This window comes from Bradyrhizobium sp. CCBAU 11361, from assembly GCF_028128935.1.
In the GTDB taxonomy this organism is placed as follows: Bacteria; Pseudomonadota; Alphaproteobacteria; order Rhizobiales; family Xanthobacteraceae; genus Bradyrhizobium; species Bradyrhizobium niftali.
Genome location: NZ_LBJZ01000188.1, coordinates 78,098 through 104,268, shown reverse-complemented (window position 1 = coordinate 104,268; position 26,171 = coordinate 78,098). Strand labels below are relative to the sequence as shown.

The window sequence follows — 26,171 nt, the reverse complement described above, 5'->3', positions numbered from 1 at the left end:
GCGCTCTGGCGACCAGCGAGCCTCTTTCAGACCTTGGTCTGCTCCGGCGTAATCGGTGCTAGAGGGACATTGGCCGCGACCGCTCGCTGATAAGTCTCCCGCCCTTGGATGCGGTCGAGGTACGGCCGCGCATTGTCGCAAATGCCGACGCCATAGGCGATGGCCCAGTCGAGGCACGTCGCGAGGAGGATATCGGCGCTGCTGAAGCGGTCGCCCATGAGGAAATGTCGGCCGTCACCCAGCGCGACTTCCACATGGCGCAACTGCGCACGAAAATATTCCGCGGCTTGAGCGACGACCTCAGGCGCAACGCCATAAATCGGGCCGAGCGCATCGGCCCGGTGGCGGCGCATCACGTACAAGCTCGTGGAGTCGAGCTCGGTGACGATGAAGAAGCACCATTCCAGCCATGCGGCATAGTCGCGGGTGGATTCCGGAATCAATGAGCGCTCCGGCGTGGAGTACATGCGCGACAAGTATGCAACGATCGCGGCACTTTCGCCGATGCGGAAGTCGCCATCCTGCAACAGCGGGATCTTCTGACGCGGATTGAGTTTCGTGTATTCGGCGGTCTTGGTCTCACCCGTCCGCGGGCCGATCGGTTTGATCTTGTAGGCCAAGCCCAGTTCGTGCATCGCCCAGTGTGGTCGAATGGTGCGGCTTGTCCCAACTCCCCACAGGGTGAGGTCTGGATTGCTGCTCATGTCACCACTTCTCTACAGCGGGGCGAAGATCGAGTTCATGGGTCCAGCCGTCGCGGCTTTGCTGATGGGCAAACCAATATGCTTCGGCAATCGAGGAGGTCCTGGTCAGGCTGTCGGGAGGGATTTCGCTGGCCTCGATCCCCTTTGCCGCTTTCATGCGTTGATGAATGGCCTCGCTATCGACGCCGGCGTCGATGATGAGATGGACGACATGTATGTTCTTTGGCCCGAGCTCGCGCGCCATGGTCTGGGCCACCGCGCGAAGCCCGAATTTTGCAGATGAAAACGCGGCAAACCCCTTGCTACCGCGGATGCTTGCGGTCGCACCGGTGAAAAAGATGGTGCCGCGTCCGCGCGGCAGCATGACGCGGGTGGCTTCGCGTCCGACCAGGAAGCCGGCATAGCACGCCAGCTCCCAGGCCTTGAAGAACAGTTTCTCCGTGGTGTCCAGCAGTGACTTGTTGACGTTCGATCCGGCATTGAAAAGGCATATCTCGATCGGCCCGATCTCGCGTTCGACGTCCGCGAACAGCTTCTGGACTTCGATTTCCTGGCGGGCATCGACGCTGAAGGCGTGGATCCTTTGACCTGCAGCCGTGAGCTCATCGACGAGCGCCTGGGATTTGGCCGCATCGCGCCTGCAGATGCAGACAGTATAGCCGCCGCTCGCAAACCGCCGCGCAACGGCGGCGCCGATGGCATCGCCCGCGCCCACCAGCATCGCAACCCCGCGAGTTTCCGCCATGACGTTCTCCCATAAGTTCTTATTTGATACGTTATGGGTATCGGCCGGACGTCTCGTTGTAAATGACGTTCTCGCCGGACGCTAAATATGGCAGCGAAGTTGTCGCTTCCTGATCCGGTAAGGAATATAAAATAGCGATTGACTAGTTCTAAAAAAGAACTCATGTTCGGTTACAGAACGCGCGATGTTGAAAAGCGCGGGTGATTTTCAGGCGGGAGGTGATTGGTCGTGGTGAAACTGTCGCAAGCGCTCGGTCTCGATGAGATTGCTTTCGGGTGGCCGAGCTGCCTCAATCAGTCGGTAGCCAGCCGGTTCACCAAAGCCCGCGTTGCGCCCTACATTCCAGCGCCGACAGAAATAGCTTCGCACACAGCGAACCTAACCTAACTGGGAGAAGACCCTTGCAAAAGCGAAACGCAACTGTCGCCGTGATCGGTGCCGGCGATTTCATCGGCGGCGAGATCGCCAAGAAGTTTGCCTCCGAGGGCTTTACCGTCTTCGCCGGCCGCCGCAACGGCGACAAGCTGGCGCCGCTGGTCAAGGAGATCGAGGCTGCCGGCGGCGAGATCCAGGCGCGTTCGCTCGACGCACGCAAGGAGGAAGAGATCATCTCCTTCCTCAATGACGCCGACAAGCACGCGCCTTTGGATGTCTGCATCTTCAACATCGGCGCCAACGTCAATTTCCCGATTCTCGAAACGACCGAGCGTGTGTTCCGCAAGGTCTGGGAGATGGCCTGTTACTCCGGCTTTCTCGCTGGGCGCGAGGCGGCCCGACTGATGCTGCCGCGCGGTCAAGGCAACATCTTCTTCACCGGCGCGACCGCGTCTCTACGCGGCGGCAGCGGCTATGCCGCCTTTGCCAGCGCCAAATTCGGACTGCGCGCCGTGGCGCAGGCGATGGCACGCGAGCTGGGCCCGAAGAATATCCATGTCGCCCACCTCATTATCGATTCGGGTGTCGACACCGAGTGGGTACGGCAGCGTCGCCTCGAAGCGCTCGGCCCCAATGCGCTCGACGATCCCGATCTGCTGATGCCGCCGGCTTCGGTCGCGACGTCCTACTGGCAGCTCTACCAGCAGCCGAGGAGCGCCTGGACCTTTGAGCTGGAAATCCGCCCCTTCGGTGAGAAGTGGTAGGACGCGCACGATGGAGCTCGCGCTGTCGCCCGAAGACGCAGCCTTCCGTGATGAAGTGCGCGCCTTCATCGCCGAGAATTATCCGAAGGAAATGCGTGTCCCTAATCCGGAGACCGACCTGACCAAAGAGCAATCGTTGCTCTGGCATCGCATTCTCTACAAGAAGGGCTGGGTCGCGCCGCTCTGGCCCAAGGAATATGGCGGCCCTGGCTGGTCGATCACCCGGCGTTTCATCTTCGAGCAGGAAACAAGCCGGGCTGGTACGCTCCCGCCGTTGGCGTTCAGCGTCACCATGGTCGGTCCGGTCATCTACTCTTTCGGCAACGACGCGCAAAAGCGGAAATTCTTGCCGCGCATCCTTTCCGGTGAAGACTGGTGGTGCCAGGGCTATTCCGAGCCCGGCTCCGGCTCCGACCTGGCCACCGTCCGCACCAAGGCCGTGCGCGACGGCGACCACTACATCGTCAATGGCCACAAGACCTGGACAACGTTGGCGCAGCACGCCGACTGGATCTTCTGCCTGGTGCGTACTGACCCGAGCGCAAAGCCGCAATCCGGGATCTCGTTCCTCTTGATCGACATGAAATCGCCCGGCGTCACCGTGCGTCCGATCATTACGATCGACGGGTCGCACGAGGTCAATGATGTCTTCCTCGAGGACGTCCGAGTCCCCGTCGAGAACCTGATCGGCGAGGAAAACAAGGGCTGGACCTACGCAAAATTCCTGCTGGGCAACGAGCGCACCAGCATGGCCGGCATCGGCCGCTCGACCCGTTATCTCGATCGGTTGAAGAAGATTGTGAAGGCGGAGATTGCGGCGGACGATCCGGCGTATCTCGAATTCAGCAAGGAGATCGGCCGGATCGAGCTCGATGTGCTTGCGCTCGAGGCCACCGAGTTGCGCATCATTGCGCAGATGGCACGCGGCATCGATCCGGGTCCTGCTGCCTCTCTGTTCAAGATCCGCGGCACCGAGATTTTCCAGGGGATTACCGAGCTCACACATCGTGCGATCGGCAATGACGGGCTTGCACTTCGCGAGCAACCGTTGAGCGCAAACCAGTTCATGCCGGGTCCCGATTACGGCCACACCGCATCGGAAAAGTACCTGAATTCGCGCAAGCTCAGCATCTACGGCGGATCGAACGAGATCCAGCGCAACATCATCGCCAAAGCGGTGCTCGGTCTCTAGCAACAGTGCGACAAGAGGATCGGATGGATATTCAGTTCACGGAAGAGCAGGAACTGTTGCGCTCCAGCGTACAGCGGATGCTGCGTGACCAGTACAGTTTCGAGGCGCGTCGCAAGATTGTTGCCAGTGAAGAGGGCTGGAGCCGCAAGCAGTGGGGGGCCTTTGCCGAGCTCGGCCTGCTTGCCGCGCCGTTCTCCGAGGAGAGGGGCGGACTCGGTGGCGGCCCGCTCTCGACCATGATCATCGCCCAGGAATTCGGCCGTCACCTTGTCGTCGAACCGTTCGTGGAGACGGTCGTGCTCGCAGGCGGCCTGATCGAGCAGGCAGGGACCGAGGGGCAGAAGCAGGCCTTCATCCCGAACATCATCGCCGGACAGAAGACCTGGGCGTTGGCCTGGACCGAAACAGGGTCGCGCTTCGACCTTGCCAATGTCGCGACCACGGCGCGGCGCGACGGCAAGGACTACATCCTCAGCGGCGGGAAGACCGCCGTGATCGCGGCGCCATGGGCGGACTATCTCATCGTCTCCGCCCGTACCGCCGGCAAGCGCCAAGATCACTCGGGCGTCAGCTTGTTCGTCGTCGATGCCCGGGCGGCCAATCTCGAGCTGCGGAGCTTCAAGACCATCGACGGCCGCCGCGCTGCGGAGATCACGTTGCGCGACGTTCGCGGCGAGTTGCTGGGCACCGAAGGCGAAGGTGTCGCCCCGCTGGAAGCCTGCCGCGATCGCGCGATCGGCGCGCTCTGCGCCGAGGCGGTCGGCGCGATGGCCGAATTGAACTCCGCGACGCTGGAGTTTTCCAAGACCCGCAAGCAATTTGGCGTCACGATCGGCAGCTTCCAGGTGCTGCAACACCGGATGGTCGACATGTTCATCGCCCATCAGGAGGCGCTCTCGCTGATGCAGCATCTCAGTCTCAGCCTCGGCGCCGGCGAGGCCGGTAACTCGCGTCTCGCCTCTGGCGCCAAGTCGAAGATCGGCTATGCCGGCAGGTTCATCGCCGACCAGGCGGTGCAGCTCCATGGCGGCATGGGCATGACCGACGAATTGAATGTCGGCCATTACTTCAAGCGAATCTCTTCCATCAACATCCAGTACGGCGATCCCGCTCACCACTTGCTGCGGTATGTGCAGCTCGACGCGGCCGCCTGATCAAAGAGGCAAGCATGACGACAGAGGCAGTTATCGTTTCCACCGCGCGTACCGGCGTCGGCAAGGCCTATCGGGGCGCGCTGAACAATACCGAAGGTCCGACCATGGCCGGCCACGTGATGGCCGAAGCAGTCAGGCGCGCGGGCATCGAACCGGGCGAGGTCGAGGACGTGGTGATGGGTTGCGCGATGCAACAGGGCACCATGGTGATGAACGTCGCCCGCAAGGGTGCGATACGTGCCGGCTTGCCGGCAACGGTCGCGGGTACCACGATCGACCGGCAGTGCGCGTCCGGCTTGCAGGCCATAGCGGTCGCCGCACGCTCCGTCATGCTGGACGGCGTCGAAATCGCGATTGGAGGCGGTATCGAATCGATCAGCCTGGTGCAGAACGAGCACATGAACAGGTTCCACGCCGTCGACGACGAACTGATGGCGATGAAGCCGGACATGTACATGTCAATGCTCGACACCGCCGAGGTCGTCGCCGAGCGCTACAAGATCGGCCGCGACCGGCAGGATGAATACAGCCTTGAATGTCAGCGCCGCATCGGTGCCGCGATGCAGGCCGGCCGCTTCAATGACGAGATCGTCCCGATCACGACCCGGATGGCTGTCGTCAACAAGGACACCAAGGAGGTCACCTATCAGCAGGTGATCCTGTCGAAGGATGAAGGTCCGCGCCCCGAGACCACGGCGGAAGGACTTTCGAAAATCAAGCCGGTGTTCGAAGGCAAGACCATCACCGCGGGCAATGCCAGCCAGCTTTCCGACGGCGCGTCGGCCTGTGTGATCATGAGCGACAAGATCGCCGCGAAGAAGGGCCTGAAGCCGCTCGGCATCTTCCGCGGCTTCGTCGCGGCCGGTGTCGAACCGGACGAGATGGGTATCGGTCCGGTCGCGGCGATCCCACGTCTTCTGAAGCAGTACGGTCTGAAGATCGACGACATCGATCTCTGGGAGCTGAACGAGGCCTATGCCGTCCAGGTGATCTACTGCCGGGACAAGCTCGGCATCGATCCGAACAAGCTGAACGTCAACGGTGGCTCGATCGCGATCGGCCATCCCTATGGCATGACCGGCGCGCGGCTTGCGGGTCACATCCTGATCGAGGGGCGGCGGCGCAAGGCGAAGTACGGCGTGGTGACCATGTGCATCGGCGGCGGCATGGGCGCGGCGGGCCTGTTTGAAATCGTCAACTGATCGGAAAGCGGAGAATCGCACGTGAAGACAGCCATTACTGAACTGTTCGGCATCCAGCATCCGATCATCCAGGGCGGCATGCACTATGTCGGCTTCGCCGAACTGGCCGCAGCGGTGTCGAACGCCGGCGGTCTCGGGATCATCACCGGCCTCACGCAGAGGACGCCGGAACTGCTCGCAAAAGAAATCGCGCGCTGCCGCGACATGACCGACAAGCCGATCGGTGTGAATCTGACCTTCCTGCCGAGCTTCACATCGCCGCCCTATCCGGAATACATCGCCGCGATCAAGGAAGGTGGCGTCAAGGCGGTGGAGACCGCCGGCCGCAGCCCAGAGCAGTACATGCCGGCACTGAAGGCGGCTGGCATCAAGGTTATTCACAAATGTACGTCGGTGCGCCATTCGCTGAAAGCCGAGAAAATCGGTTGTGACGCGGTCAGCGTCGACGGCTTCGAATGCGGCGGCCATCCCGGCGAGGACGATATCCCGAACATGATCCTGCTGCCGCGCGCGGCGGATGAATTGAAGATTCCGTTCGTGGCCTCGGGTGGCATGGCGGACGCGCGGAGCCTCGTTGCCGCGCTGTCGATGGGCGCGGCCGGCATGAACATGGGCACCCGCTTCGTCGCGACCAAGGAAGCCCCCGTCCATGCCAACGTGAAGCAGGCCCTGGTCCAAGCCACCGAACTCGACACCGTGCTGGTGATGCGTGCGCTGCGCAACACCGAGCGCGTGCTGAAGAACAAGGGCGTCACCCAGCTGCTCGAAGTCGAGCGCGAGAGGGGGGCGAGCCTCAAGATCGAGGACATCCATGAGCAGGTAGCGGGTGTCTACCCCAAGGTGATGGTTGACGGCGAGATGGACGCGGGCGCCTGGAGCTGCGGCATGGTCGTCGGACTGATCCACGATATCCCGACGGTGAAGGAGCTGATTGATCGCATCATGACGGAGGCCGAACGGATCATCCGGCAGCGGCTGACTGGATTTCTTGACGGTACTGTCGCCAATGCGGCCACGCGCGCCGTTGCATGACAAAGACTTGCGAGCGAACGCTTCAGTGCCGAGAGCAATACTCGCTGATCGGATTCAGCGCCCGTCTGCGTGACCTGTTATCAATTTGAGCGCGGCATGGCGGTTTGCGAGCTGTTGATCGAAGGAGGATGCAAGGTGAGGGCCGCCGCCATTGCCGCAAGCCCGCATCCCGCCCCCGGATCATCGCGGTGTTAGTTCGACACGTAATGACGCACGAACGACTCCAGGGATCATCGCTCGCTGCCATGCGGCTCGCGATATCCTCGCTCATATCGTCGTAGACCCGCCTGACCGCCTGAACGATAAGGTCGTCCTTGGACCCGCGAACCAGGCTGACAATCGAGCGGAAATGTCGTTTTCACCGAGGAGCGACCAATGAAGTACTATCTCTGCAAGTACATTCCGCCCCGGGCGGAGTTTCTGGCGACCATGAGCGCCGATGAGAAACAATGGATGAAGCAGCACGGTGCGTTCCTGGATGATTTGCTCGCAAAGGGGCAGATCGTCGCGCACGGTCCTGTCATGGACCCGAGCGGCGGTTATGGCGTGTCGCTCTACCAGATCGCGGATGATCTCGACATCGAGGCGATCACCTCGGAAGACCCCATCGTGAAGAATGGCGCCGGCCACTACGAGCATCACCCGATGCTGCATCTGAAGGCGCGGGGCTGACATCCTTGTCTGGACCAGTGTGGCAACACTCATTGAGAGCATATCTACGACGACAGCACTCATTACCGGCGTCTCGAGCGGCATCGGCGTCGCCTATGCCCGCCGACCGGCCGCGCGAGGCCACGGTCGGCCTGCAAAGCCCGGCGAGACTGTCGGATCGTCGAGCAACACAATCCGAACCTGGATCAGCAGGTCCGACATCAAAGGACTGGCAATCAACAAGAGCCAGCCGGTTGCGGGAATATCGGTGTTATCGGTGGATGACTCTCTCGACAGCGATGGCTGTCGCTTCACCGCCACCAATGCAGAGTGCCGCCACGCCCCGTTTGAGATTTTGGGCTTCGAGGGCATGCAACAATGTGACGATCAGCCGCGCGCCGGTGGCGCCGATGGGATGACCGAGCGCGCAGGCGCCGCCGTTGACGTTCAGCTTCTCCCTGGGAATGCCGAGGTCTTTCTGCGCCGCCATCGCGACCACGGCAAAGGCTTCGTTGATCTCGAACAGGTCGACATCGCCGACACTCCAGCCGACCTTGTCGAGCAGCTTGCGGATCGCCGGGATCGGCGCCGTGGTGAACCATTGCGGCTCCTGGCTGTGGGTGGCATGACCTTTGATCTCTGCCAGCACGGGTAGGCCATCGCGATCGGCGAGGGAGCGTCTTGCAAGAATGAGAGCCGCAGCGCCGTCGGCATTGGCGGAGGAGGCCGCCGGCGTAATAGTGCCGTTGACGCGGAACGCTGCCTTCAATCCGGGAATCTTGGCGGGATCCACTTTCAGCGGATGCTCGTCGTTCGCGATGATCCGCTGTCCGGCCTTTTCTGTGAGCGTGATCGGCGCGATCTCGGCCCTGAACGCGCCACCTTCGACCGCGTTGCGCGCGCGGGTCAACGTCTCGATCGCGTAGGCGTCCTGGTCCTTGCGGGTGAATTGATAAGCCTCCGCTGTTGCCTCGCCGAAATCGCCCATCGAACGCCCGGTCTCATAGGCGTCTTCCAGTCCGTCCATCATCATGTGATCAATGATCCGGTCGTGCCCGGCGCGATATCCACTCCTCGCTTTCGTCAGCAGATAGGGTGCATTGCTCATGCTTTCCATTCCGCCGGACAGCACGATCTCCGCTGACCCCGCCTTGATGATATCATGGCCGAGCATAGTCGCCTTCATGCCGGAGCCGCAGACCTTGTTAATGGTCGTGGCGCCCGTCGCGTCGGGCAGTTTGGCGCCGCGCGCAGCCTGGCGCGCCGGTGCCTGACCCTGTCCCGCCGGCAACACATTGCCCATGAACACCTCGCCGATCTTCTCCCGTGACAACGTCGCTCGCTCAAGCGCAGCGCCGATCACGTGGGAACCGAGCTTGTTGGCGCTCAGAGGCGACAACTCGCCCATGAAACGGCCGAGCGGCGTGCGGGCGGCGGAAAGGATAACGACAGGATCTGAAGCAACGGCCAAGGCGAACTCTCCTGTTGATTGCTGTTGTTATATGACGATTATCATATAAGATGGTCAGCATTGCAATGGAATGTTTGCCGACCCTGTCCTCAGGGCTGTGCGGCACCAGAAATGTCCAGGGGGAGGGGAGCGGTTGGGACAGCAGGTCGTCCTGGAAGCTCGCACGGAGTAGCGATGCGATACGTAGAAAGCCACAGACGTCAGACCTACAGACGGATCGTTGAGAACGCGTCTCTTGGCTTGCGCCAAAACGGTACCAAGGGGATCAGCGTCGTCGGCTTGATGAAGCTCGCTGGTCTGACGCATGGTGGCTTCTACAACCATTTCGGTTCCCGTGCAGAGCTTGTTGGCGAAGCGATCGCTTTTGCCATGGACCAGATGGTCGCGCGTTGGAAAAATCTGGCAAACAAGAAGGCAAATGGGGAGCGCTTCGAGGCGTTGATCGCTGACTATCTTAGCCCCCGCCATCGGGATAATGCGAAACAAGGGTGCGCGCTTCCGGCTCTGGCAGCCGATGTCGCCCGATCGGGCCCGAGTGAACGGCGAGCCCTTGCTTCGAAGCTGGAGGAGATGATCGAGGTTCTTGCCGAGCTGATTCCGGATGAAGCCCCTCAAGAAGCCCGCCAAATCGCAACAGGAGCTATCGCCACGATGGTCGGGTCTATCGTGCTGTCGCGCGCGGTTGGCACCGGAAAGCTTTCCGACAGCATTCTCGAGACTGGACGCCTGACGGCCGAGGGCCGGGTTCGAAAGCCACCGCGAAGAGCAGTAGAGGCGATCGACTGCAAAAAATCATAACCTTCGGGAGGTCCCCATGACGGCCGGCAGATGGCTCAAGACAGCCTGCAACTTGTGTTACATAAACTGTGGCATTGAAGTCTCGGTGAATGATGGCCTCATTGAGAAAGTTCGGGGCGACCGTTCAAGTCCGAGATCGCGGGGCTACCTGTGCAACAAGGCGACCAGGATTCCATATTACGCGCACCACAGAGACCGGCTTACCACTCCGCTGCGTCGTCGCGCCGACGGCGGTTTTGATGAAATCGAGTGGGACGTGGCGATCGCAGAAATCGCGGAGCGGCTGCGAGGTATCGTCGACAGGTATGGTGGCAAGAGTATCGCTCTTTATGGTGGGGGCGGGCAGGGAAACCACGCTGGCGGCGCCTATGCCGCTGGATTGTTGCGTGCGCTCGGTTCGCGTAACGTCTTCAACGCTCTTTCGCAGGAGAAGACCGGCGACTTCTGGGTCAATGGCCACATGTTCGGCAGCCAGACGTGCCACACCACCGAGGACGTCCATCATTGCGATCTCCTGCTTGTCATCGGTGCAAATCCCTGGATTGCGCACGGCTTTCCCAATGCGCGCGATCATCTCAATCAAATCCGCAAGGATCCAACACGCAAGCTGATCGTCATTGATCCCCGGCGAACCGAAACCGCCGAAATGGCGGATCTGCATCTCGCGGTCCGTCCCGGCACGGACTCGTTTCTCCTTGGCGCGCTGCTGGCCACGCTTGTTCGGTCTGACCGGATCGACCACGCCTTTATTCAGGAGCACACGATCGGCTTCTCGGAAGTGAGGCAGGCGCTATTGGATATCCCCGTAGGAGAATGGGCCGCCGCCGCAGATATCTCGATCGCGGATCTGGAGCGTTGCGCCGCGATGATCGCCGCGGCGAAGGCCATGGTGGTTCGGGTTGAGCTCGGTATCCAGCAAGGCATTAACTCGACGCTCAACTCCTACCTCGAAAAGCTCCTGATCATGCTTTCCGGGAATTTCGGCCGTAAAGGCACGAACCAATTGCATAGCTGGCTTCAACCGTTGTGGGGCAATTCTCCGAACCAGACATTCGTGCCGACTGGCGATGCGATTATCGGCGGCCTGCTGCCGCCGAACATTTTTCCCGAGGCCGTGCTCAATGACCATCCCGACCGGCTACGTTGCGCCTGGATCGACAGTTCCAACCCCGCCAACACGGCAGCGAATACGGAGGCCGTAGAACGCGCGCTGCGCTCGCTCGAACTATGTGTGGTGGTCGACGTCGCGATGACTGAAACCGCCCAGCTGGCGCATTACGTTCTCCCGGCGTCATCGCAATACGAGAAGACCGAGTTCACGCTCTTCAACTTCGAGTTTCCAACCAATTTTTTCCATGTGCGAGCCGGCGTATTACCGCCGTTTGCCGGCACCTTGCCGGAGCCTGAGATCTACACGCGGCTTGCATCCGCCCTGGGGCTTCTTCCCGGCGACAATGCGCTCGCACCGCTGCTCGATGCGGCACGGCGCTCGCGACCGGAATTCGCAGCCGCCTTTCGTGCCTTCACTGCAGAGAATCCAAGGGCAGTAGCTGCCCTTGTGCTCTATCACACGCTTGGGCAAACGCTTCCGGATGGCACGGCGGCCGCGGCTCCGTTGTGGATCGCGGCGCTGGCTTGCGCAAAGCGAACACCGCAAGCGGTGCGGCGGGCGATCGGCGCATCCGACGAGGTGGCGGATCATCGGCTCGGCGACCTCCTGTTCGATACGATCGTGGCAGCCAGGCAGGGCACCGCAGTGACCCGCCACGAGTATGAGGAGGTCTGGTCGTTGATCGGTCATTCGGATCGCAAGGTTCGGCTGGCGGTGGCGGAAATGCTGGATTGGCTGGCGCGTCTCGATCCGCAAGCCGCGGGCGCTCCAAAGGAGTTTCCCTTCATGCTAGCCGCCGGCGGCCGCCGCATGTTCAACGCCAATCAGATCTTTCGCGATCCCGCGTGGCGTCGCGAGGATCCAGACGGCGCAATGTTGATCAATTCGAGCGATCTGAGCCAGTTGGGTGCGCAAGATGGCGATTGGATCGCAGTCGAGTCGGTGGTTGGCCGGCTCGTCGTGCGCTGTAAGGTCGATAACGCCATGCGAAACGGGCAATTGGCGCTGCCGCACGGCTACGGTCAGGCCTATCCTACGCCGGACGGAGAGCGCTTGATCAATGGGCCCCGAATCAATCTGCTCACCGAGAGCGGCAACCGCGATCCTATCGCGGGCACGCCCTACCACAAGAACGTCGCGGTTCGTCTGGCACTGGTGTCCCCGCGCGAGGCCGCCGCCTATCAGGCGCGGTCCGAGCGAATTCATATGAGAGCCGCCGGACAATAGCTGGAGGGGAAGCGTTAAATGACCGAGAAACCGATCGCGATCGTAACCGGGGTAGGGCCAGGCACCGGAGCTGCCATCGTCAGGCGGTTCTCCGCCGGCGGGTTCCGTGTCGCAGCACTTGCGCGCTCAGCGGAGCTCATCAATCGCCTCGCCCAAGAGCTCCCCGACGTGCACGCGATGACCTGCGACGTATCAGATGAGAGCCAAGTGCACACCGCGGTCAGCGATATAAAGCACCGCTTTGGCGCGGCCGAGGTTCTCATCCACAACGCAGTAGGAGGTGGCTGGGGGAGTTTTCGCGAGATCGATCCGAAGATGCTGAAGGGCAATTTCGAGGTCAACGTGATGGGCTTGTTGTACCTCGCGCGCGAAGTGGCTCCTGACATGGTCAACCGAGGCAGGGGCGCGATCCTGGTGACCGGAAACACATCTTCGATCCGAGGCAAGGCGAATTTCGCCGGCTTCGCCCCGACAAAGGCAGCGCAGCGCATTCTGGCCGAATCCATCGCGCGTGAGATGTGGCCTCTCGGCGTGCACGTCTCCTATGTGCTCATCGATGCCGTGATTGACACGCCTCGGATGCGCGCGCGGATGAGCGACAAGCCCGACGAATTCTTTATCAAGCCTGCTGCCGTCGCGGACGAACTCTATCATCTCTATGGGCAAAACAGGTCGGCCTGGTCGTTCCTCACGGAGCTGCGGCCATTCGGCGAGAACTGGTGACGCCCGGCTCGCTGGAAGCACGGTCACAGCGGGTTCCGTGCCACCTCGTCTTGGAGAGCGCCGTAGCGCAGGACTTGAAGGTCAAGATGATTAATAGAGGGACGAACGGCCGTGTACGGACGAGGATCGCGTCACCGTGACTACCCTGAACCGACCGGAGGTCCGAAATTCGCTGTCCGATGTCATCTCACGCCGGCGTTGCGCCGGATGATCGAACGCAACGGTGAGGATCCGGATTTCGGAGTAAACCCACCATCGCTGCCTTGCCGCGCCAGGCGTAGCGAAGGCGCGGGGAAGAAATCTCTTCACGAAAATTGTGGCGGGGACCGTGCCGGTCACCCAAATGCAGCCGAGGGGCAACATGACTAAATCCGACCGCGGTATCCAAAGTTCCGTGCACGAGATTGCGGTTATCGTCGGGGGCGGTCCGGGCATCAGTTCGAGTTGCGCCAGACTGTTCGAGGACAACGGCATGCGTGTCTGCGTCGCAGCCAGGAATCCCGAAAAGCCGGTCCTTGAAGCCTTGGAGAAGACGCATGGTGTGCTTCGATACGCCTGCGATGCAAGTGACCCGGCGGCGGTGGCACAGCTGTTCGGGAACGTCGTTCAGGACGTAGGCACGCCAAGGCTTGTCGTTCATAACATCGATGGCCGGGTTCCCGGCATTTTCCGCAAGAACGTGATCGAAGCCGACCCGGTCATGGTGCTCGAAACCCTTCGAAACTCTGCGTTCAGCGCGTTTCTGGTCGGTCAACAAGCAGCTCGGCTCATGCTCGGAAACGAACCCGACGCGAACGGCGCGAGGGGAACGATCATCTTCACGAACGCCAGCGCAGCGCTCAAAGGCTTCCCGTCAAGTGGCGCGTTTGCAATGTCATGTCATGCCAAGTCCGGACTCGCGCAAAGCATGGCGAGAGAACTGATGCCTCAGGGTATCCACATAGCAAATGTGCCGATCGACGCTGCGATCGGCTGGACTCAGGAGGACGGCACTCGCGCGCACCGTCTGGCGGGGACGACTGTCGAGGACAATATGGCCGACCCCGACCATATCGCGGAAACCTATCTGCAACTGCATCGTCAGCATCGATCGACCTGGGCGTTCGAGGTCGTGCTCCGGCCGTGGGCCGAGAAATGGTGAGTAGCAGCGTTGGAGCGCAACTACGTCTGAGCAATCTTTGAGAGGCTCGCCGACGTCCATCGAGCTGTTATTATGAACCAAAGCAGGCGCGCTCAGACTCCCGCTTTCGTCTTGCGCTTGCACGAGGAAATTCCAGGTTCGACGGACAGATCGAAAGTCTCCATGGATATCTGATCCGCCAGTTCACGCAGCTTCGCCGTTTTCGCGCTTCCCATGATCTTTTCGACGTGACGGTTGGCGATCGCCCAATGCTCTACCGCCTTGGCGAGGCGCGCTCTACCTCTGGACGTCAACAGCGCGTGCTTCACGCGCGCGTCGAGCGTGTCCTGCACCAGCTCGACCAGCCCGTCGCGGACCAACGGCGCTAGAGCGTGCGTGATGCCGGAGACGCGCAGAGACAGCTGGGATGCCAGCGCCTGAAGCGTCGGCCCGGCAGCATTGCCTCGATTCGTCGGCAAAGTCATTGCATCGATCTGCGTCAGCAGGCTGACCTGTGTGCCGCGCAATCCGGTCGGAGCCAATGCTTCGTCGTAGAGTTGACCGAGGCGGCGCGACGCGCGCCGCAACGCCGTGTTCGTGCAGGCGACCTGCTGTAGGTCCGTCAGTGCCTCGCTGACGTTCTGCCTTTCGGTCGATTTCCTGGTTGTCGTGCCCATGACACCTAAATGCCCTTCTGCCGCAGTCGCGGCAAGATGCGGCTCCTCGACACCGTTTGCGGGAGGAGCGTTCCGGGAGCCGCATTCATCACCGGAACGGCAGGGTACTTGATGCGGGCGAGGCCCGGCCCGGACCTGTCAGTTCACGCCGTAACGGGATGCGGGCTGTCCCGTCTGCGAGGCCGCGACAAGGCCATGTCCTGAGCCGGCTGGCTCCTCTCAATATTGCGTACGTTCACATGATCGAAGCCCGCGACACCGATGCCGGTGAAGCCGGCGCGCCGCTCGCGATCCATGATTTGCGTCGGTTCTGGCCCGGAACATTGATTCTCGCGGGCGGCTTCGTCGGTCCGTCGGCCGATGCTGCGATCCGCGCTGGCCAGGGCGACGCCGTCGCTTTCGGCAGGCACTTCATTGCCAATCCGGACTTACCGCGCCGTCCCCAACTCGGCGCGGCGCTCAATCCCTACAATCGCGCTACGTTCGCAGGTGGCGGCGTCGCCGGTTACACCGACTATCCAGTACTGCAATCGGCTGAAGCGGTGGGGTGAGTCCAATCATAGTCGGGCGATTGCCCGAATACGGGCGGTCCGGACCGTCAGGCAGGATCGGCAAACCCGCGCGAGCGCCGGACCGCGATGAAGCACGTCAACGAGCACTGCGCTTCCTCAGGTCCCATCTGATCGATCTCTCGAGCGTCCTGCATCCGAATAATTCCAAATAGGAATTGTAGAAGAGGGACGATGCTATTCGCCAAGGCTACTGTGATGCAATTGTCAGAACTTGACAGTTCTATTTTAGAACTGTTTACTCAATGTGCCGATAGACTGAAAGGACGGACCTGCCTCGTTTGAAGGCGGCCGCAGCGCTTCCGAAAAGGGGGCACCAGGGAGGAATGGCATGAGTAGCGTGGACGCATTCACCGCGGCCGAATTGCTGAACGGCCTGCCATCCAGGGTACACGAAGTCTACGGGCCGTTCGTGCGGGACATGCCCGATCAACCAGCCTTCGTGGAAGGAGGTCGTCCGTGGAGCTACCGGCAGTTCTCGGATGCTGTCGACGCGGCGACGAAGGATCTTGCCGGTTTGGGCATTGGACCCGGCGATCGTGTGATAATTGCGAGCGAGAACAGCGTTGCTCTTGGAGCGATGCTCTTCGCGGCGAGCAAGCTCGATGCCTGGGGTATTCCAGCCAATCCCCGCCTTTCGCCCCGAGAGGTCGACTTGATTGCAATGCACAGCGGCGCCAAGCGCGTGCTGTTCAACTCAGCGCTATCGAAGGAAGCGGCCGATCATGCCAATCGCGTCGGTGCGAAAATCGGCGCTGTGGGGCCATTCGGTGGAATCGGTATCGGTTCTCTCAATGCAGTTGCGCAAGCTGAGCCGGTCGAAGAGGACGGCGCCCGCCAGGTCGCGGGCCTTTTGTACACCTCGGGTACGACCGGTGCGCCGAAGGGAGTCATGCTGAGCCACCGCAACCTGCTCTTTACCGCGAAGACTTCGGGAGTGCTTCGCCAAAGTAGGCCGGGTGACCGCATCTACGGTGTGCTGCCGATGTCGCACATTGTCGGGTATTCGATCCTGCTGATCGCGACGCTGATGCACGGCTGCACGTTACATGTCGTAGCCAAGGCCGATCCCGCCGCGCTGGCTCATTCTATCGCCGAGGAGGGGATTACGAGCCTGTTTGGCGTGCCTGCCACATATCAGCGTCTGCTCGAATACAAAGCGGTCAAGGGCATCCAACGGCTCGAGCGGGGCAGTCTGCGGGTCATGGCGGTCGCCGGCGCTCCGCTCGACCTCGATCTCAAGAAGCGGATCGAGGACGAGTTCGGCATCCCACTGTTGAACAACTACGGCATAACCGAGTGTTCGCCGGGGCTATCGGGGGTCCGTTCGGAATACCCTGTCTCGGATGAGTCGGTCGGCCCATTTCTTCCCGGCATCGAGCACCGGATCGTGGATGGGCAAAGCAAAAAAGTGGCACCGGGCGAGGTCGGCGAATTACACGTTCGGGGTCCGAACGTGATGCTCGGCTACTACCGCGCGCCGGACCTGACGGCCGCGGCGATCAATAGCGAGGGATGGTTCAACACGGGGGATCTCGCTCGCGTGAATGCTGACGGGCATCTCTACATCGCTGGCCGGACCAAGGAATTGATCATCCGCTCCGGGTTCAACGTCTACCCCGCCGAGGTGGAGGCAGTGCTGAACGCGCACGACCAGGTCGTTCAATCGGCCGTAGTCGGACGAAAGTCGAGCGGCAATGAGGAAGTGGTCGCATTCGTGCAGCTTCTCCCCGGCGCCAGCGTCAACGCCGAAGACCTGAAGGCGTACACGTCCCAACTGCTCACTTCCTACAAGCGTCCGACCGAAGTGATCGTGCTTGACGTTTTGCCCTCGGCCTCCACCGGCAAGATACTGAAACACAAGTTGCGGGAGATGGCGAACGCGCGGGTAAGCGCAGAGACCTCCAGCGCGACGGCTGCAGGCTGACGGACGCGGGAAACGGCGAGGCGTCCCCAATCGAATTGATCCGTCAAAGGAAAATGGCGCGCGACGCGGTCGTCGCCGAAGGGAGATGGCAATGTTCGGAAGGACCATGATTGTTGCGACGCTGGCGGCATCGATCGCCGGCGCGGCCGCGCGCGCGGAGACGCCTGGAGTGACGGAGTCCGAGGTGAAGATAGGGGCGACCTTTCCGTTTAGCGGCCCCGCTTCGCCGCTCAGTAACACTGGAAAGGGCCTGATTGCATACGTCAATTCGATCAACGAGCGGGGTGGCATCAACGGACGAAAGATAAACCTCATCACCTACGACGATGCCTACAGTCTCCCCAAGACGGTCGAGCAGACCCGTAAGCTCGTAGAAAGCGACGAGGTCGCCTTCCTGTTCGGTCCGCTGGGTACCCCCGGCATCAGTGCCACCATAAAGTACGTCAACGCCAAGAAAGTGCCTCATCTTTTCGTGGTGAGCGGGGTCACCAAATTCACCAATTTTGCTGAATTTCCCATGACCACGACGGGGTTGCCGAGCTACGATACGGAGGGACGAATCTACGCGAAGTACATCACGCAGAGCCGCCCGGACGCGAAGATAGCGATCCTCTATCAGAACGACGATTTGGGTAAGGACTTCGTCAATGCATTCAAAGCCTACCTGAAGGACGATTTCGACAAGAAAGTCGTCGTGTCCTCTTACGAGGTGACCGAGCCGACGATTGATTCCCACGTCGTGTCGCTGAAGGCGTCCGGCGCCGAGGCGTTTTTGGTCGCGGGCACGCCGAAATTCGCGGCACAAGCCATCAAGAAAACCGACGAGATCGGTTGGAAGCCTCTCTTCCTGATCAACTTCGTTTCGAGCTCTGTGTCTTCGACCATCGTTCCGGCGGGGCCGGAGAAGGCCATAGGCATCATCGCTGCGACGATCACCAAGGATCCGAACGATAAGAAATGGGCCGACCATCCGGGCATCAAATGGTATCGTGACCATTTCGCCAAATACCTTCCTGGCGCCGATATCGGCGATGCCAATTATGTGTTCGGGACGCAGCAGGGACAGATTCTGGAGCAGCTACTCAAGCAGTGCGGCAACGATCTCTCGCGCGAGAATATCGTCAAGCAATCGCGGAGCATCCGCGGGCTGTCGCTGCCCACCGTCATACCGGGCATTACGATCAACACAGGTCCCGAGAATAGCATGGCCTACACGCAGCTTCAGCTCCAGCGTTGGTCCGGAAGTTCGTGGGAGCAGTTCGGGGACGTGCTCATTGCAGGCCAAAAATGAGCTCAATCGTTGAGGCCGGAGTCGACGGCGCGGTTTGTTGAGTTTGCGTCGGAAAGTGCGAAGTTCGAATTCACGGAGTGCAGATAGTGACCGACGTTCTTTTCCGGCCTTTTAAGCTGAAAGGGCTGAACCTGCCAAACCGGGTCGTGATGGCGCCGATGACGCGCTCATTCTCTCCGGGTGGAATTCCAACCGAAGACGTCGCGCAGTATTACCGCCGCCGTGCCGAAGGAGCGGTCGGGTTCATCATATCGGAGGGGACGGGCGTGGATCGTCCGGCATCCCTGAACGATCCGAATGTTCCCCGCTTTCATGGCGAGAAGGAGTTGGGCGGGTGGCGCCGCGTGGTTGACGAGGTGCATGGCGCGGGGGGCCTGATGGCGCCGCAGCTATGGCACGTCGGAGCCGTCCGCACACGTGCTCAGAATTGGTCTCCGCCCGGAGCCTACGACAGCCCGTCTGGTCTGTCTCGACCCGACAAGAAGTTCGGCGAGCCGATGAGCGAAGAGGATATCGCGGACGCTATTCGCGCGTTCGCCGATGCGGCGCTTGCCGCGAAGCGCTTGGGGTTCGATGCCGTCGAATTGCATGGCGCGCACGGCTATCTGATCGACCAGTTCTTTTGGGAAGGTACCAATCGCCGCGAGGATGCCTATGGAGGCAAGGATCTGCCGGGCCGGGCCCGGTTTGCCGCTGATATCGTCCACGCGGTGCGCAAAGCGGTGGGACCAGACTATCCGATATTGCTGCGGATCAGCCAGTGGAAGCAGCAGGACTATGAGGTAAAGCTCGCCGACACACCTCGGGCGCTGGAAGACTGGCTAAGACCATTGGTCGACGCCGGAGTTGACGTTTTGCATTGCTCACAACGGCGCTTCTGGGAGCCGGAGTTTGATGGCTCGGATTTGAACTTCGCGGGATGGGCGAAGAAGGTGACGGGCGTGCCGACGATTTCAGTCGGATCGGTCGGCCTGACCGGCGAGTTCATCGCAGCGTACGGCGGAGAGGGCTCCCGTCCGGCATCCCTCGACGAGCTGATCCGCCGCCTCGATCGCGAGGAGTTCGATCTCGTCGCGGTGGGGCGGGCGCTGCTTCAGGACCCGCAGTGGCTGCTGAAGGTACGCGATGGCCGGACGGAAGAACTGATGGCTTTCGAACGGACTGCGTTTGCGGCGCTGAGCTGAGCTATGAACGGTTTTGACACCGCGCGTCGCCGCTGCAAGCAAATCGGAGACTAGCAAATGAGCGAGAAGACGCAGGCCGGTCAGATCCGTACCGAGGTGCATGGGCATGTGTTCAAGATCGTCATCGACAACGTGGCGAAGAAGAATTCTTTCAGCCCGCAGATGATGGCGCAGATGTCGGATGCGATGACGCTTCTCGACCGCACCGACGACTATTGGGTCGGGGTTCTTTGCGCCGAAGGCCCGGATTTCACGGCCGGGTTGGATATGCCGAAGTTCTTTGGACCGACGGCCGAGAACACCGAGCTCAGGCCCGGCAACATCGATGCCTTCGCGTTGAAAAGCAGATGCCGTAAACCGGTTGTGACGGCGGTCCAGGGGATATGCTTCACGATTGGCATCGAAATGATGTTGGCCGGCGACATTGTTGTGGCTGCCGACGACGCCCGGTTCTGCCAAATGGAATCCAAGCGCGGGATCGCGCCGCTCGGTGGCGCCCATTTCCGGTACTTGACCCGGGCCGGCTGGGGGGACGCGATGTACCACCTATTCCTGTGCGACGAGTTCAGCGCAGCGCGGGCGTACAAAATCGGGTTTGTTCAGGAAGTCGTCGCTCCTGGTCAGCAGATTCCGCGCGCGATGGAAATTGCCGGTCTGATCGCCAAGAACGCTCCGATCGGCATTCAGGTAACCAAAGAGGCCGCGCTGAAGTACATCGAGGCCGGCGAAAGAGCGGCGATCGACTATATCCCGAAGATCAAGGATCGCGTTTTCAGCAGCGAAGACATGAAAGAGGGCATCCAGTCTTTCGTGGAACGTCGCTCGGCAGTGTTCCGCGGGAACTAGATCCGGCTGGCACCCGATAGACGTTCGTTTGCGGGTCGGGGGAAGCGACAAAGAGAAGCATCAAGAGAATATTCATCCCCTCGGCAAGAACGCCTTTGTCTGTGCGGACCGAGCGAGGGGCCAAGCACCCTCCCGATCTCTGACGGTATTTGAATCTACACCGCACCAGTGCGCGCACGGCGATCTTCGCTACCCTGGCAGCGCGGATCAGTCGATTGACCCCGATAGGTACCGGAATCGCCAGCGTTGCGAGCGGCTCGAATTTTTCTGTGAATTCAAGACCGAAAAATTGCAGCGGCTATATCGTCGGAATTTGTCCGCACACGTGAAGAATTGTGCTTGCAAATCAGCGGCGAAACGTCGTCCGATATGATTGAGTGGGAGTAGGGGGGCGCTCCCGACGCCAAGGCGCCGGGAGCAGGTTCGTCACTTGGCGAGCGCTGCCTTTTCGATGACCTCGGCGACTTGCTTTGCATGGACCACGAGCGAAGCATGGCTGCCGGCGACTTCCGTCGTCTGGGCCTTGATCCTGGCTGCGAACGATTTCTGGGCCTCGGGCGCGATGACTTTGTCCTTCGTGCTGATGACGTAGAAATTCGGCTTGTCGTGCCAGGCGGCAATGTCGACCGGGGCCTCGAACGCAACGTGGTTCAGCGGCAGTTGCGAGTTGGCGAGGTGCTCGGCGATCTCCGGAGGAAGGTCGGCCGCGACGGCCGACGGAAACACCTTGGGGTCGATGTACAGATTGCCCTTCGCATCGGGATGGATCGCGCTGCCGCCTTCGGTCGGCGGGCCGGCTTTGGCGAGCGACGCCAGGGATTCACCGACCTCGGGTGCGAAGGCGGAGACATAGACCAGCGCCGAGACCTTGGGATCGTTGCCGGCTTGCGTGATCACCACGCCGCCCCATGAATGGCCGACGAGAACGGTCTTGCCGTCCTGCTTCGCGAGCGCCTGCTTGGTGGCATCGACGTCGGCGGCGAGTGAGGTGAGCGGATTTTCCACGAGCGTGACGCGGTAGCCTTTCTTCGTGAGAATATCGGCAACGGGCTGCCAGCTCGTCTGGTCCACGAACGCGCCGTGCACGAGCACGATGTTGTGGGCTGCGCCCTTGGGCAGTTCAGCGGAATAAGCGGAGCCGACCAATGTCGTTCCGGCCAGGAGCACGGTGGCGGCTGAGAGGAGGATATTTCGCATTGAATGTTCCTGTTGGCATGTCGGACGGAAATGAGGTCCGGGGGGAATGGACAGGCGTTTCCAGGTCGCGGTTCTTCCATCCGCCGTTGGCGAAATGGTTGCCGCACGTGATGTCGGCCCGCTGCGGGATGACCTAGTCCGTGGACTTTTCGGACGATAGGGATCAATCGTCCGGATGTTGTGTCCGATCGTCCATCGGATTAGCTTGGGCGGCATGGATATCCTCGCCCAGGTGCTCGATCGCGTTCGTCTCGGTGGGACGTTGCTCTTCCACTTCGAGCTCGGCCACCCCTGGAATCTGGAGCTGCCGGCGCGCCCCTACGCGCTGTTTCATTACCTCAGCCGGGGCTCGGCGACCCTCGCCCTCGAACACGGACAGGAAATCCAGATGACCGAGGGCGATTTCGTCGTCATCACGCGCGGCGAGCCCCATGTGTTTTATTCGGATCGCCGGGCCAAGCCTTTGCAGATTGTGGACCTCGATCGATCGTCGGCACGTCTTGGCGTCGTTCGTCACGGCGGCCGTGCAAAGCCGCTCTCGACCATGATCTGCGGCAATTTCACCGTGTCGCGGCCCTCGTTCGGCAGCGTGCTCGAGCTACTTCCGCCCGTGCTCCTGCTGAAGCCGACGGCGGACGGTGGCTGGCTCGAAGCCATCCTGCGCCGCATGGTCAGCGAGTCCGCGCTCGAGCGTCCCGGGCAACGCGTCGCGCTTTCACGACTGACGGAAGTGCTCTTTGTCGAGGCGCTCCGAAGCTGGATCGCGTCTCTCAGTCCCGGACAAGGTGGCTGGCTCGGGGCCATATCGGACCCGCATATCGGACCGGCGCTCAAGCTGATCCACGAAAACCCGGAGCGGCCCTGGACCCTGAGCGACCTCGGTCAGCGCGTGGGGCTCGGCCGCTCGGTATTTTCAGCGCGCTTCACCAGGCTCGTAGGTCAGTCCATGCATCGTTACGTGATCGAACGCCGGATGGCGGAAGCGGCGTTCCTGCTTGAAACCAGCGACGAGCCCATCGCCCGGATTGCGAGCCGGGTCGGTTACGAGACAGCGGCGGCGTTTTCAAAACTGTTCCACCGACATCACGGCCTGTCGCCCGGTCGCTACCGGGCCGCTCAGCGTCTTGATGGAGACCACGCGCAACCGAACGGTTCGGAAGTGAAAGCATCCGATTGACCTCGACCTTGCGCGCCGTCACCTCCACCGACGGCATGACAGCGGACTTCTACCAGTTGACATGAAATTCCTTGGCGAGACCGCCACGCGCATCATCAACGAGGTCGCCGGTCGCTCCACGGGTCGGTTTCGGCCGCGACAATTGCTGTTGTCGCGGCTCGGTCCTTATCCAGGAGATCGTAGCGCATTCACGAGCGCAGATAGCGCGGCTGGCTGATGGTGACGGCTCGGGTAATACAAAAAGAAGCCGGGGATCGGCGGGGTCCAATCTTCCAGAACACGAATAAGTCGACGCTTCGCAATATGCCCGGCCACCTGCTCTTCATAGGCTAGGCCGAGGCCAACGCCAGCCAGCACCGCTTGCATCACCAGGTGGGTATCGTCGATGATCAGTGGTCCGTTCACGTTGATCGTGACCGACTTTCGTCCCTGCTGGAACTCCCATCGATACGGACCACCCGTAAGACGCAATGTAATGCACCGATGGTCGTTGAGATCCTTCGGCTTTAGGGGGATGCGCCTTGAAGCGAAATAGCGAGGCGAGCCCACCACCGCCAATCGCAATTCCGGCGTGACGCGGACCGCGATCATGTCCTTTTGAATGTACTCGCCCAGCTGGATACCGGCATCGTACTCGCCCGCTACCAGGTCTACGGGGCCGGTGACGGTGACGACGTCAAGAACGATGTCAGGGTAGGCCTCCGTGAAGGCCGCGAGCCTCGGCAACAACACCATGACGGCAGCTGACCGAGACATTACAATTCGCAGGCGCCCTGCAGGTTGATGGCGAACGCTTCGGGCTCGGTCGACCGCACGAGCGATTTGCTCGAGCGCGGGGGACAGATCATTCAACAAGGCAGCCCCGGCAGCCGTTGGTGCGACGCTCTTGGTGGTCCGAGCGAGCAGCTGCAATTCAAGCCGTTCCTCGAGCCTCCGGATTGCATGGCTCAGTGCCGATTGAGACACGCCCAATTTCACCGCGGCGCGCGTAAAGTTCCGTTCGCTGGCGACGATCGCGAAAGCAGAAAGTTCGTTGAGCTCGTTCGTCATGATTTATGAATATTGCTCATGATGCTTTGCCATGCAAGACGGCTATCGTCATAAAAGACTTTGGCCTAGTTTCGCAAACACGGCGTGAGGCGTCCGTCTCACGTTTGGCCAAAACAACTTCAGGATTACCATGGACACGGATGTTCCCGCCTTGCGATCTCTGGCGCAGACATATTTCGACGCCGCTTACGAAATGGATGCGGAGAAATTTGCGTCCATATTTCATCCTTCAAGTTCGGTAACAAAGGTCGGAGAGGACGGGGATGTGGCTGTAACGCCAATTGCGGCGTGGCTAGCATCGGTCCGCAACATGAATGCTCCGAAGCAACATGACTTCGAGCGTGACGACCAGATCTTATCGATAGATGTTGAACGAGAGCTCGCGCTCTTGAAGGTGAAATTGCAGATACCGCCGCGTACCTTCACGGACCTGTTGTCGTGCCTGAAGGTAAACGGGACATGGAGGATTGTGCAGAAAGTGATGACATCGAAAGTCTGAGGTTTGGGTGCTCAATTGTTGCACCCATGCTGTGAAGCATCTCACACGCGTCAATGCTGCGCAGGCGCTGCAATCGCAGTGGCCGCGCTCGAAGTGATCAGAACCATTCGGCCGGATCCGATCCAAGCGGGCGCGCCGGCGTCTCCCAACGCATCGATATGTCATCGATGCGAACCGGAGGGAGGACACGCTGAGCCTTGCCCCAGAAGGTCGTTTCGATGTCTTCTGTCCGATCGGAGAGTCCCTCAGGAGCGAGCGGGCCCTCAGCCTCGTCAAGAGGGTGTGCGATAAGGGTTTGGGCGGTGCGCGCGAGCGAGAGCCGCGCGTCACAACCGCAGCCCTTCTGCAGCCTGCGCGTCACGCCTCGAATGGCGGCCGCCGCCAGGAGATAGCCGGTCGCGTGGTCAAGCGCCTGAACAGGAAGTGGCACAGGCTTATTCGCTTGAGCCCTTTTCATTCCGAAGTCGGCAATGCCAGTGCTCATTTGGACGAGACTGTCAAAGCCGCGGCGATCGGCCCATGGGCCGGACCATCCATAGGCATCCAGGCTGACATCGACCAGGCCCGGGGACAGCTGCCGCCGAACCTTGGAGGAATAGCCCAACCTGTCCAATGCGCCAGGACGATAGCCGTGGATGACGACGTCGGCACGCGACAGCAATTGCTCGAAGACTTTGCGATCCTCCACGGTATGAAGATCCAATCGCGCGCACCTCTTGCCCAGCGTTGTTTCGGGAACGATGGCAGGTTCGTCCCAGTCCCTGGAGTCGATCCGCAATACGTGCGCACCAAAACCTGCCAGAAAGCGGGTCGCGACCGGCCCAGCCAGCACGCGCGTGAGATCCAGAACGCGCAGCCCGGCGAGTGGACGCACCGGGTCGAGGCTCCATTTCGGCAACGAACCCGGTTCTGCCGTGGCGAGATGTGCCAGCGGCTCCCGAGATACAGCGCGTCCCTGTGGATGCTCAGACCATTCGGCAATCGATCGCATTTCGGCGGCGCAGCCGCCCGCTTCAATGATTGCGGTCTCAAGCGCAGTCTTCGACCAGGTTCCGACCGCTTGAGCTATCGCCGCCTTGTCTCCTTCGAGTCCCAACACGCGTTGGACGGCAGCCCGATGGTGCGGAGCATTGGTGTGAAGTCGTATCCACCCATCGCTGGTGGGATAATCCCCAGCGATCGGATCCCAAGCGGGCAGGGGCTGCCAACCGATCGGTCTGATCGAGGCCCAGAACCAGATTGAGCTCAATCTCCGATCAACGCGAATTCGCGCTTGTTTGCCGCTTAGGACATACGACAGTTCGGCGAGCGATAATCCAGCAGCCGCAATCGTGGCGCTGGCCAGATCGGTTACGGCAAAGACGGAGGGGAGTCCCCCCGGGCTTTCAAAAGCAACTTGATCAAGCGCTTGGGAGGAGCCGCCCAAAGCAGCCCAGCATTCTTTCGTCAAAGTAGCGGCAAACCCCGTCATGCCAAGCATCCTTC

The 26,171-nt window shown here is 61.0% G+C and carries 24 protein-coding genes and 2 pseudogenes; 19 read left to right on the top strand and 7 right to left on the bottom strand.

Annotated features, from left to right (window positions below):
- Window positions 1-26 precede the first annotated feature (26 nt).
- Window positions 27-704: a glutathione S-transferase family protein gene (locus XI08_RS28840; RefSeq protein ID WP_271576977.1), complete on the bottom strand. Its 678-nt coding sequence runs from the start codon at window positions 702-704 to the stop codon at window positions 27-29.
- Between the two features lies 1 nt (window position 705).
- Window positions 706-1,449, bottom strand: coding sequence for an SDR family NAD(P)-dependent oxidoreductase (locus XI08_RS28835; protein ID WP_271576976.1), 744 nt, complete (start codon window positions 1,447-1,449; stop codon window positions 706-708).
- A 401-nt stretch (window positions 1,450-1,850) separates the two neighbouring features.
- Here XI08_RS28835 and XI08_RS28830 point away from each other — a divergent pair, with 401 nt between their 5' ends.
- The 6 genes from XI08_RS28830 (at window position 1,851) to XI08_RS28805 (ending at window position 7,840) form a co-directional block, all read left to right on the top strand.
- The gene (locus tag XI08_RS28830) at window positions 1,851-2,588 is read left to right on the top strand and encodes an SDR family oxidoreductase (RefSeq protein WP_271576975.1); all 738 of its coding nucleotides are present in this window, start codon (window positions 1,851-1,853) and stop codon (window positions 2,586-2,588) included.
- Between the two features lie 10 nt (window positions 2,589-2,598).
- Window positions 2,599-3,780 (top strand): acyl-CoA dehydrogenase family protein, encoded by a 1,182-nt coding sequence (locus tag XI08_RS28825; RefSeq protein ID WP_271576974.1) that lies wholly within the window; start codon window positions 2,599-2,601, stop codon window positions 3,778-3,780.
- Window positions 3,781-3,803: 23 nt separating this feature from the next.
- On the top strand, window positions 3,804-4,934 hold the full coding sequence (locus tag XI08_RS28820; RefSeq protein ID WP_271576973.1) for an acyl-CoA dehydrogenase family protein: 1,131 nt from the start codon (window positions 3,804-3,806) through the stop codon (window positions 4,932-4,934).
- Window positions 4,935-4,948: 14 nt separating this feature from the next.
- Window positions 4,949-6,136: an acetyl-CoA C-acyltransferase gene (locus XI08_RS28815; protein ID WP_271576972.1), complete on the top strand. Its 1,188-nt coding sequence runs from the start codon at window positions 4,949-4,951 to the stop codon at window positions 6,134-6,136.
- A gap of 21 nt (window positions 6,137-6,157) precedes the next feature.
- Window positions 6,158-7,168, top strand: coding sequence for an NAD(P)H-dependent flavin oxidoreductase (locus tag XI08_RS28810; RefSeq protein WP_271576971.1), 1,011 nt, complete (start codon window positions 6,158-6,160; stop codon window positions 7,166-7,168).
- Window positions 7,169-7,543: 375 nt separating this feature from the next.
- Complete coding sequence (locus tag XI08_RS28805) at window positions 7,544-7,840, top strand: YciI family protein (protein ID WP_271576970.1); 297 nt, start codon at window positions 7,544-7,546, stop codon at window positions 7,838-7,840.
- Window positions 7,841-8,090: 250 nt separating this feature from the next.
- On the opposite strand, the gene XI08_RS28800 is transcribed toward XI08_RS28805, so the two are convergent.
- On the bottom strand, window positions 8,091-9,290 hold the full coding sequence (locus tag XI08_RS28800) for an acetyl-CoA C-acyltransferase (RefSeq protein WP_271576969.1): 1,200 nt from the start codon (window positions 9,288-9,290) through the stop codon (window positions 8,091-8,093).
- A gap of 174 nt (window positions 9,291-9,464) precedes the next feature.
- Between XI08_RS28800 and XI08_RS28795 the strand changes: the two genes are divergently transcribed.
- From XI08_RS28795 to XI08_RS28775, 5 genes and pseudogenes are all read left to right on the top strand, one after another.
- Complete coding sequence (locus XI08_RS28795; RefSeq protein WP_271576968.1) at window positions 9,465-10,088, top strand: TetR/AcrR family transcriptional regulator; 624 nt, start codon at window positions 9,465-9,467, stop codon at window positions 10,086-10,088.
- A gap of 16 nt (window positions 10,089-10,104) precedes the next feature.
- Window positions 10,105-12,426: a molybdopterin-dependent oxidoreductase gene (locus XI08_RS28790; RefSeq protein WP_271576967.1), complete on the top strand. Its 2,322-nt coding sequence runs from the start codon at window positions 10,105-10,107 to the stop codon at window positions 12,424-12,426.
- Between the two features lie 18 nt (window positions 12,427-12,444).
- Window positions 12,445-13,149, top strand: a complete 705-nt coding sequence (locus XI08_RS28785; RefSeq protein ID WP_271576966.1) for an SDR family NAD(P)-dependent oxidoreductase — start codon at window positions 12,445-12,447, stop codon at window positions 13,147-13,149.
- 112 nt (window positions 13,150-13,261) lie between these two features.
- Window positions 13,262-13,392, top strand: a pseudogene (locus tag XI08_RS28780) (enoyl-CoA hydratase); the annotation flags it as partial.
- A 118-nt stretch (window positions 13,393-13,510) separates the two neighbouring features.
- Window positions 13,511-14,290 (top strand): SDR family oxidoreductase, encoded by a 780-nt coding sequence (locus XI08_RS28775; protein ID WP_271576965.1) that lies wholly within the window; start codon window positions 13,511-13,513, stop codon window positions 14,288-14,290.
- A 92-nt stretch (window positions 14,291-14,382) separates the two neighbouring features.
- On the opposite strand, the gene XI08_RS28770 is transcribed toward XI08_RS28775, so the two are convergent.
- Window positions 14,383-14,946 carry a MarR family winged helix-turn-helix transcriptional regulator gene (locus XI08_RS28770; RefSeq protein WP_271576964.1) on the bottom strand — a complete coding sequence of 188 codons (564 nt, stop codon included), beginning with the start codon at window positions 14,944-14,946 and terminating at the stop codon, window positions 14,383-14,385.
- 158 nt (window positions 14,947-15,104) lie between these two features.
- Here XI08_RS28770 and XI08_RS28765 point away from each other — a divergent pair, with 158 nt between their 5' ends.
- The 5 genes from XI08_RS28765 (at window position 15,105) to XI08_RS28745 (ending at window position 20,763) form a co-directional block, all read left to right on the top strand.
- Complete coding sequence (locus XI08_RS28765; protein ID WP_271577020.1) at window positions 15,105-15,497, top strand: oxidoreductase; 393 nt, start codon at window positions 15,105-15,107, stop codon at window positions 15,495-15,497.
- 349 nt (window positions 15,498-15,846) lie between these two features.
- Window positions 15,847-17,442: a class I adenylate-forming enzyme family protein gene (locus XI08_RS28760; RefSeq protein WP_271576963.1), complete on the top strand. Its 1,596-nt coding sequence runs from the start codon at window positions 15,847-15,849 to the stop codon at window positions 17,440-17,442.
- Window positions 17,443-17,533: 91 nt separating this feature from the next.
- Window positions 17,534-18,733 carry an ABC transporter substrate-binding protein gene (locus XI08_RS28755; protein ID WP_271576962.1) on the top strand — a complete coding sequence of 400 codons (1,200 nt, stop codon included), beginning with the start codon at window positions 17,534-17,536 and terminating at the stop codon, window positions 18,731-18,733.
- 83 nt (window positions 18,734-18,816) lie between these two features.
- Complete coding sequence (locus tag XI08_RS28750) at window positions 18,817-19,917, top strand: NADH:flavin oxidoreductase (RefSeq protein ID WP_271571484.1); 1,101 nt, start codon at window positions 18,817-18,819, stop codon at window positions 19,915-19,917.
- 57 nt (window positions 19,918-19,974) lie between these two features.
- Window positions 19,975-20,763 (top strand): crotonase/enoyl-CoA hydratase family protein, encoded by a 789-nt coding sequence (locus XI08_RS28745; protein ID WP_271576961.1) that lies wholly within the window; start codon window positions 19,975-19,977, stop codon window positions 20,761-20,763.
- Between the two features lie 426 nt (window positions 20,764-21,189).
- Here XI08_RS28745 and XI08_RS28740 read toward each other — a convergent pair whose 3' ends face one another.
- Complete coding sequence (locus tag XI08_RS28740) at window positions 21,190-21,960, bottom strand: alpha/beta fold hydrolase (RefSeq protein WP_271576960.1); 771 nt, start codon at window positions 21,958-21,960, stop codon at window positions 21,190-21,192.
- 214 nt (window positions 21,961-22,174) lie between these two features.
- On the opposite strand from XI08_RS28740, the gene XI08_RS28735 reads away from it, so the two are divergent.
- Both XI08_RS28735 and XI08_RS28730 read left to right on the top strand, forming a co-directional pair.
- A complete protein-coding gene (locus XI08_RS28735) occupies window positions 22,175-23,137 on the top strand; it encodes an AraC family transcriptional regulator (protein WP_271576959.1) in 963 nt (320 codons plus the stop codon).
- Window positions 23,138-23,145: 8 nt separating this feature from the next.
- Window positions 23,146-23,354: pseudogene (locus XI08_RS28730) on the top strand (GMP synthase (glutamine-hydrolyzing)); the annotation flags it as partial.
- Here XI08_RS28730 and XI08_RS28725 read toward each other — a convergent pair.
- Window positions 23,303-24,187, bottom strand: coding sequence for a LysR substrate-binding domain-containing protein (locus XI08_RS28725; protein ID WP_442869869.1), 885 nt, complete (start codon window positions 24,185-24,187; stop codon window positions 23,303-23,305). The pseudogene XI08_RS28730 and the gene XI08_RS28725 overlap by 52 nt on opposite strands.
- Before the next feature lie 130 nt (window positions 24,188-24,317).
- Here XI08_RS28725 and XI08_RS28720 point away from each other — a divergent pair, with 130 nt between their 5' ends.
- Entirely contained in the window at window positions 24,318-24,686 is a 369-nt protein-coding gene (locus XI08_RS28720) for a nuclear transport factor 2 family protein (RefSeq protein WP_271576958.1), read from the top strand.
- Window positions 24,687-24,783: 97 nt separating this feature from the next.
- On the opposite strand, the gene XI08_RS28715 is transcribed toward XI08_RS28720, so the two are convergent.
- On the bottom strand, window positions 24,784-26,157 hold the full coding sequence (locus tag XI08_RS28715) for a CoA transferase (RefSeq protein ID WP_271576957.1): 1,374 nt from the start codon (window positions 26,155-26,157) through the stop codon (window positions 24,784-24,786).
- Between the last annotated feature and the right edge of the window lie 14 nt (window positions 26,158-26,171).

Excerpts from the sequence above, each read along its gene's own strand:
- XI08_RS28740 (WP_271576960.1), bottom strand. The coding sequence starts at position 21,960 with ATGCGAAATATCCTCCTCTCAGCCGCCACCGTGCTCCTGGCCGGAACG.
- XI08_RS28835 (WP_271576976.1), bottom strand. The coding sequence starts at position 1,449 with ATGGCGGAAACTCGCGGGGTTGCGATGCTGGTGGGCGCGGGCGATGCC.
- XI08_RS28720 (WP_271576958.1), top strand. The coding sequence starts at position 24,318 with ATGGACACGGATGTTCCCGCCTTGCGATCTCTGGCGCAGACATATTTC.
- XI08_RS28795 (WP_271576968.1), top strand. The coding sequence starts at position 9,465 with ATGCGATACGTAGAAAGCCACAGACGTCAGACCTACAGACGGATCGTT.
- XI08_RS28840 (WP_271576977.1), bottom strand. The coding sequence starts at position 704 with ATGAGCAGCAATCCAGACCTCACCCTGTGGGGAGTTGGGACAAGCCGC.
- XI08_RS28765 (WP_271577020.1), top strand. The coding sequence starts at position 15,105 with ATGCGGGCTGTCCCGTCTGCGAGGCCGCGACAAGGCCATGTCCTGAGC.
- XI08_RS28790 (WP_271576967.1), top strand. The coding sequence starts at position 10,105 with ATGACGGCCGGCAGATGGCTCAAGACAGCCTGCAACTTGTGTTACATA.
- XI08_RS28725 (WP_442869869.1), bottom strand. The coding sequence starts at position 24,187 with ATGACGAACGAGCTCAACGAACTTTCTGCTTTCGCGATCGTCGCCAGC.
- XI08_RS28805 (WP_271576970.1), top strand. The coding sequence starts at position 7,544 with ATGAAGTACTATCTCTGCAAGTACATTCCGCCCCGGGCGGAGTTTCTG.
- XI08_RS28825 (WP_271576974.1), top strand. The coding sequence starts at position 2,599 with ATGGAGCTCGCGCTGTCGCCCGAAGACGCAGCCTTCCGTGATGAAGTG.
- XI08_RS28735 (WP_271576959.1), top strand. The coding sequence starts at position 22,175 with ATGGATATCCTCGCCCAGGTGCTCGATCGCGTTCGTCTCGGTGGGACG.
- XI08_RS28815 (WP_271576972.1), top strand. The coding sequence starts at position 4,949 with ATGACGACAGAGGCAGTTATCGTTTCCACCGCGCGTACCGGCGTCGGC.
- XI08_RS28715 (WP_271576957.1), bottom strand. The coding sequence starts at position 26,157 with ATGACGGGGTTTGCCGCTACTTTGACGAAAGAATGCTGGGCTGCTTTG.
- XI08_RS28760 (WP_271576963.1), top strand. The coding sequence starts at position 15,847 with ATGAGTAGCGTGGACGCATTCACCGCGGCCGAATTGCTGAACGGCCTG.
- XI08_RS28745 (WP_271576961.1), top strand. The coding sequence starts at position 19,975 with ATGAGCGAGAAGACGCAGGCCGGTCAGATCCGTACCGAGGTGCATGGG.
- XI08_RS28820 (WP_271576973.1), top strand. The coding sequence starts at position 3,804 with ATGGATATTCAGTTCACGGAAGAGCAGGAACTGTTGCGCTCCAGCGTA.
- XI08_RS28755 (WP_271576962.1), top strand. The coding sequence starts at position 17,534 with ATGTTCGGAAGGACCATGATTGTTGCGACGCTGGCGGCATCGATCGCC.
- XI08_RS28770 (WP_271576964.1), bottom strand. The coding sequence starts at position 14,946 with ATGGGCACGACAACCAGGAAATCGACCGAAAGGCAGAACGTCAGCGAG.
- XI08_RS28775 (WP_271576965.1), top strand. The coding sequence starts at position 13,511 with ATGACTAAATCCGACCGCGGTATCCAAAGTTCCGTGCACGAGATTGCG.
- XI08_RS28785 (WP_271576966.1), top strand. The coding sequence starts at position 12,445 with ATGACCGAGAAACCGATCGCGATCGTAACCGGGGTAGGGCCAGGCACC.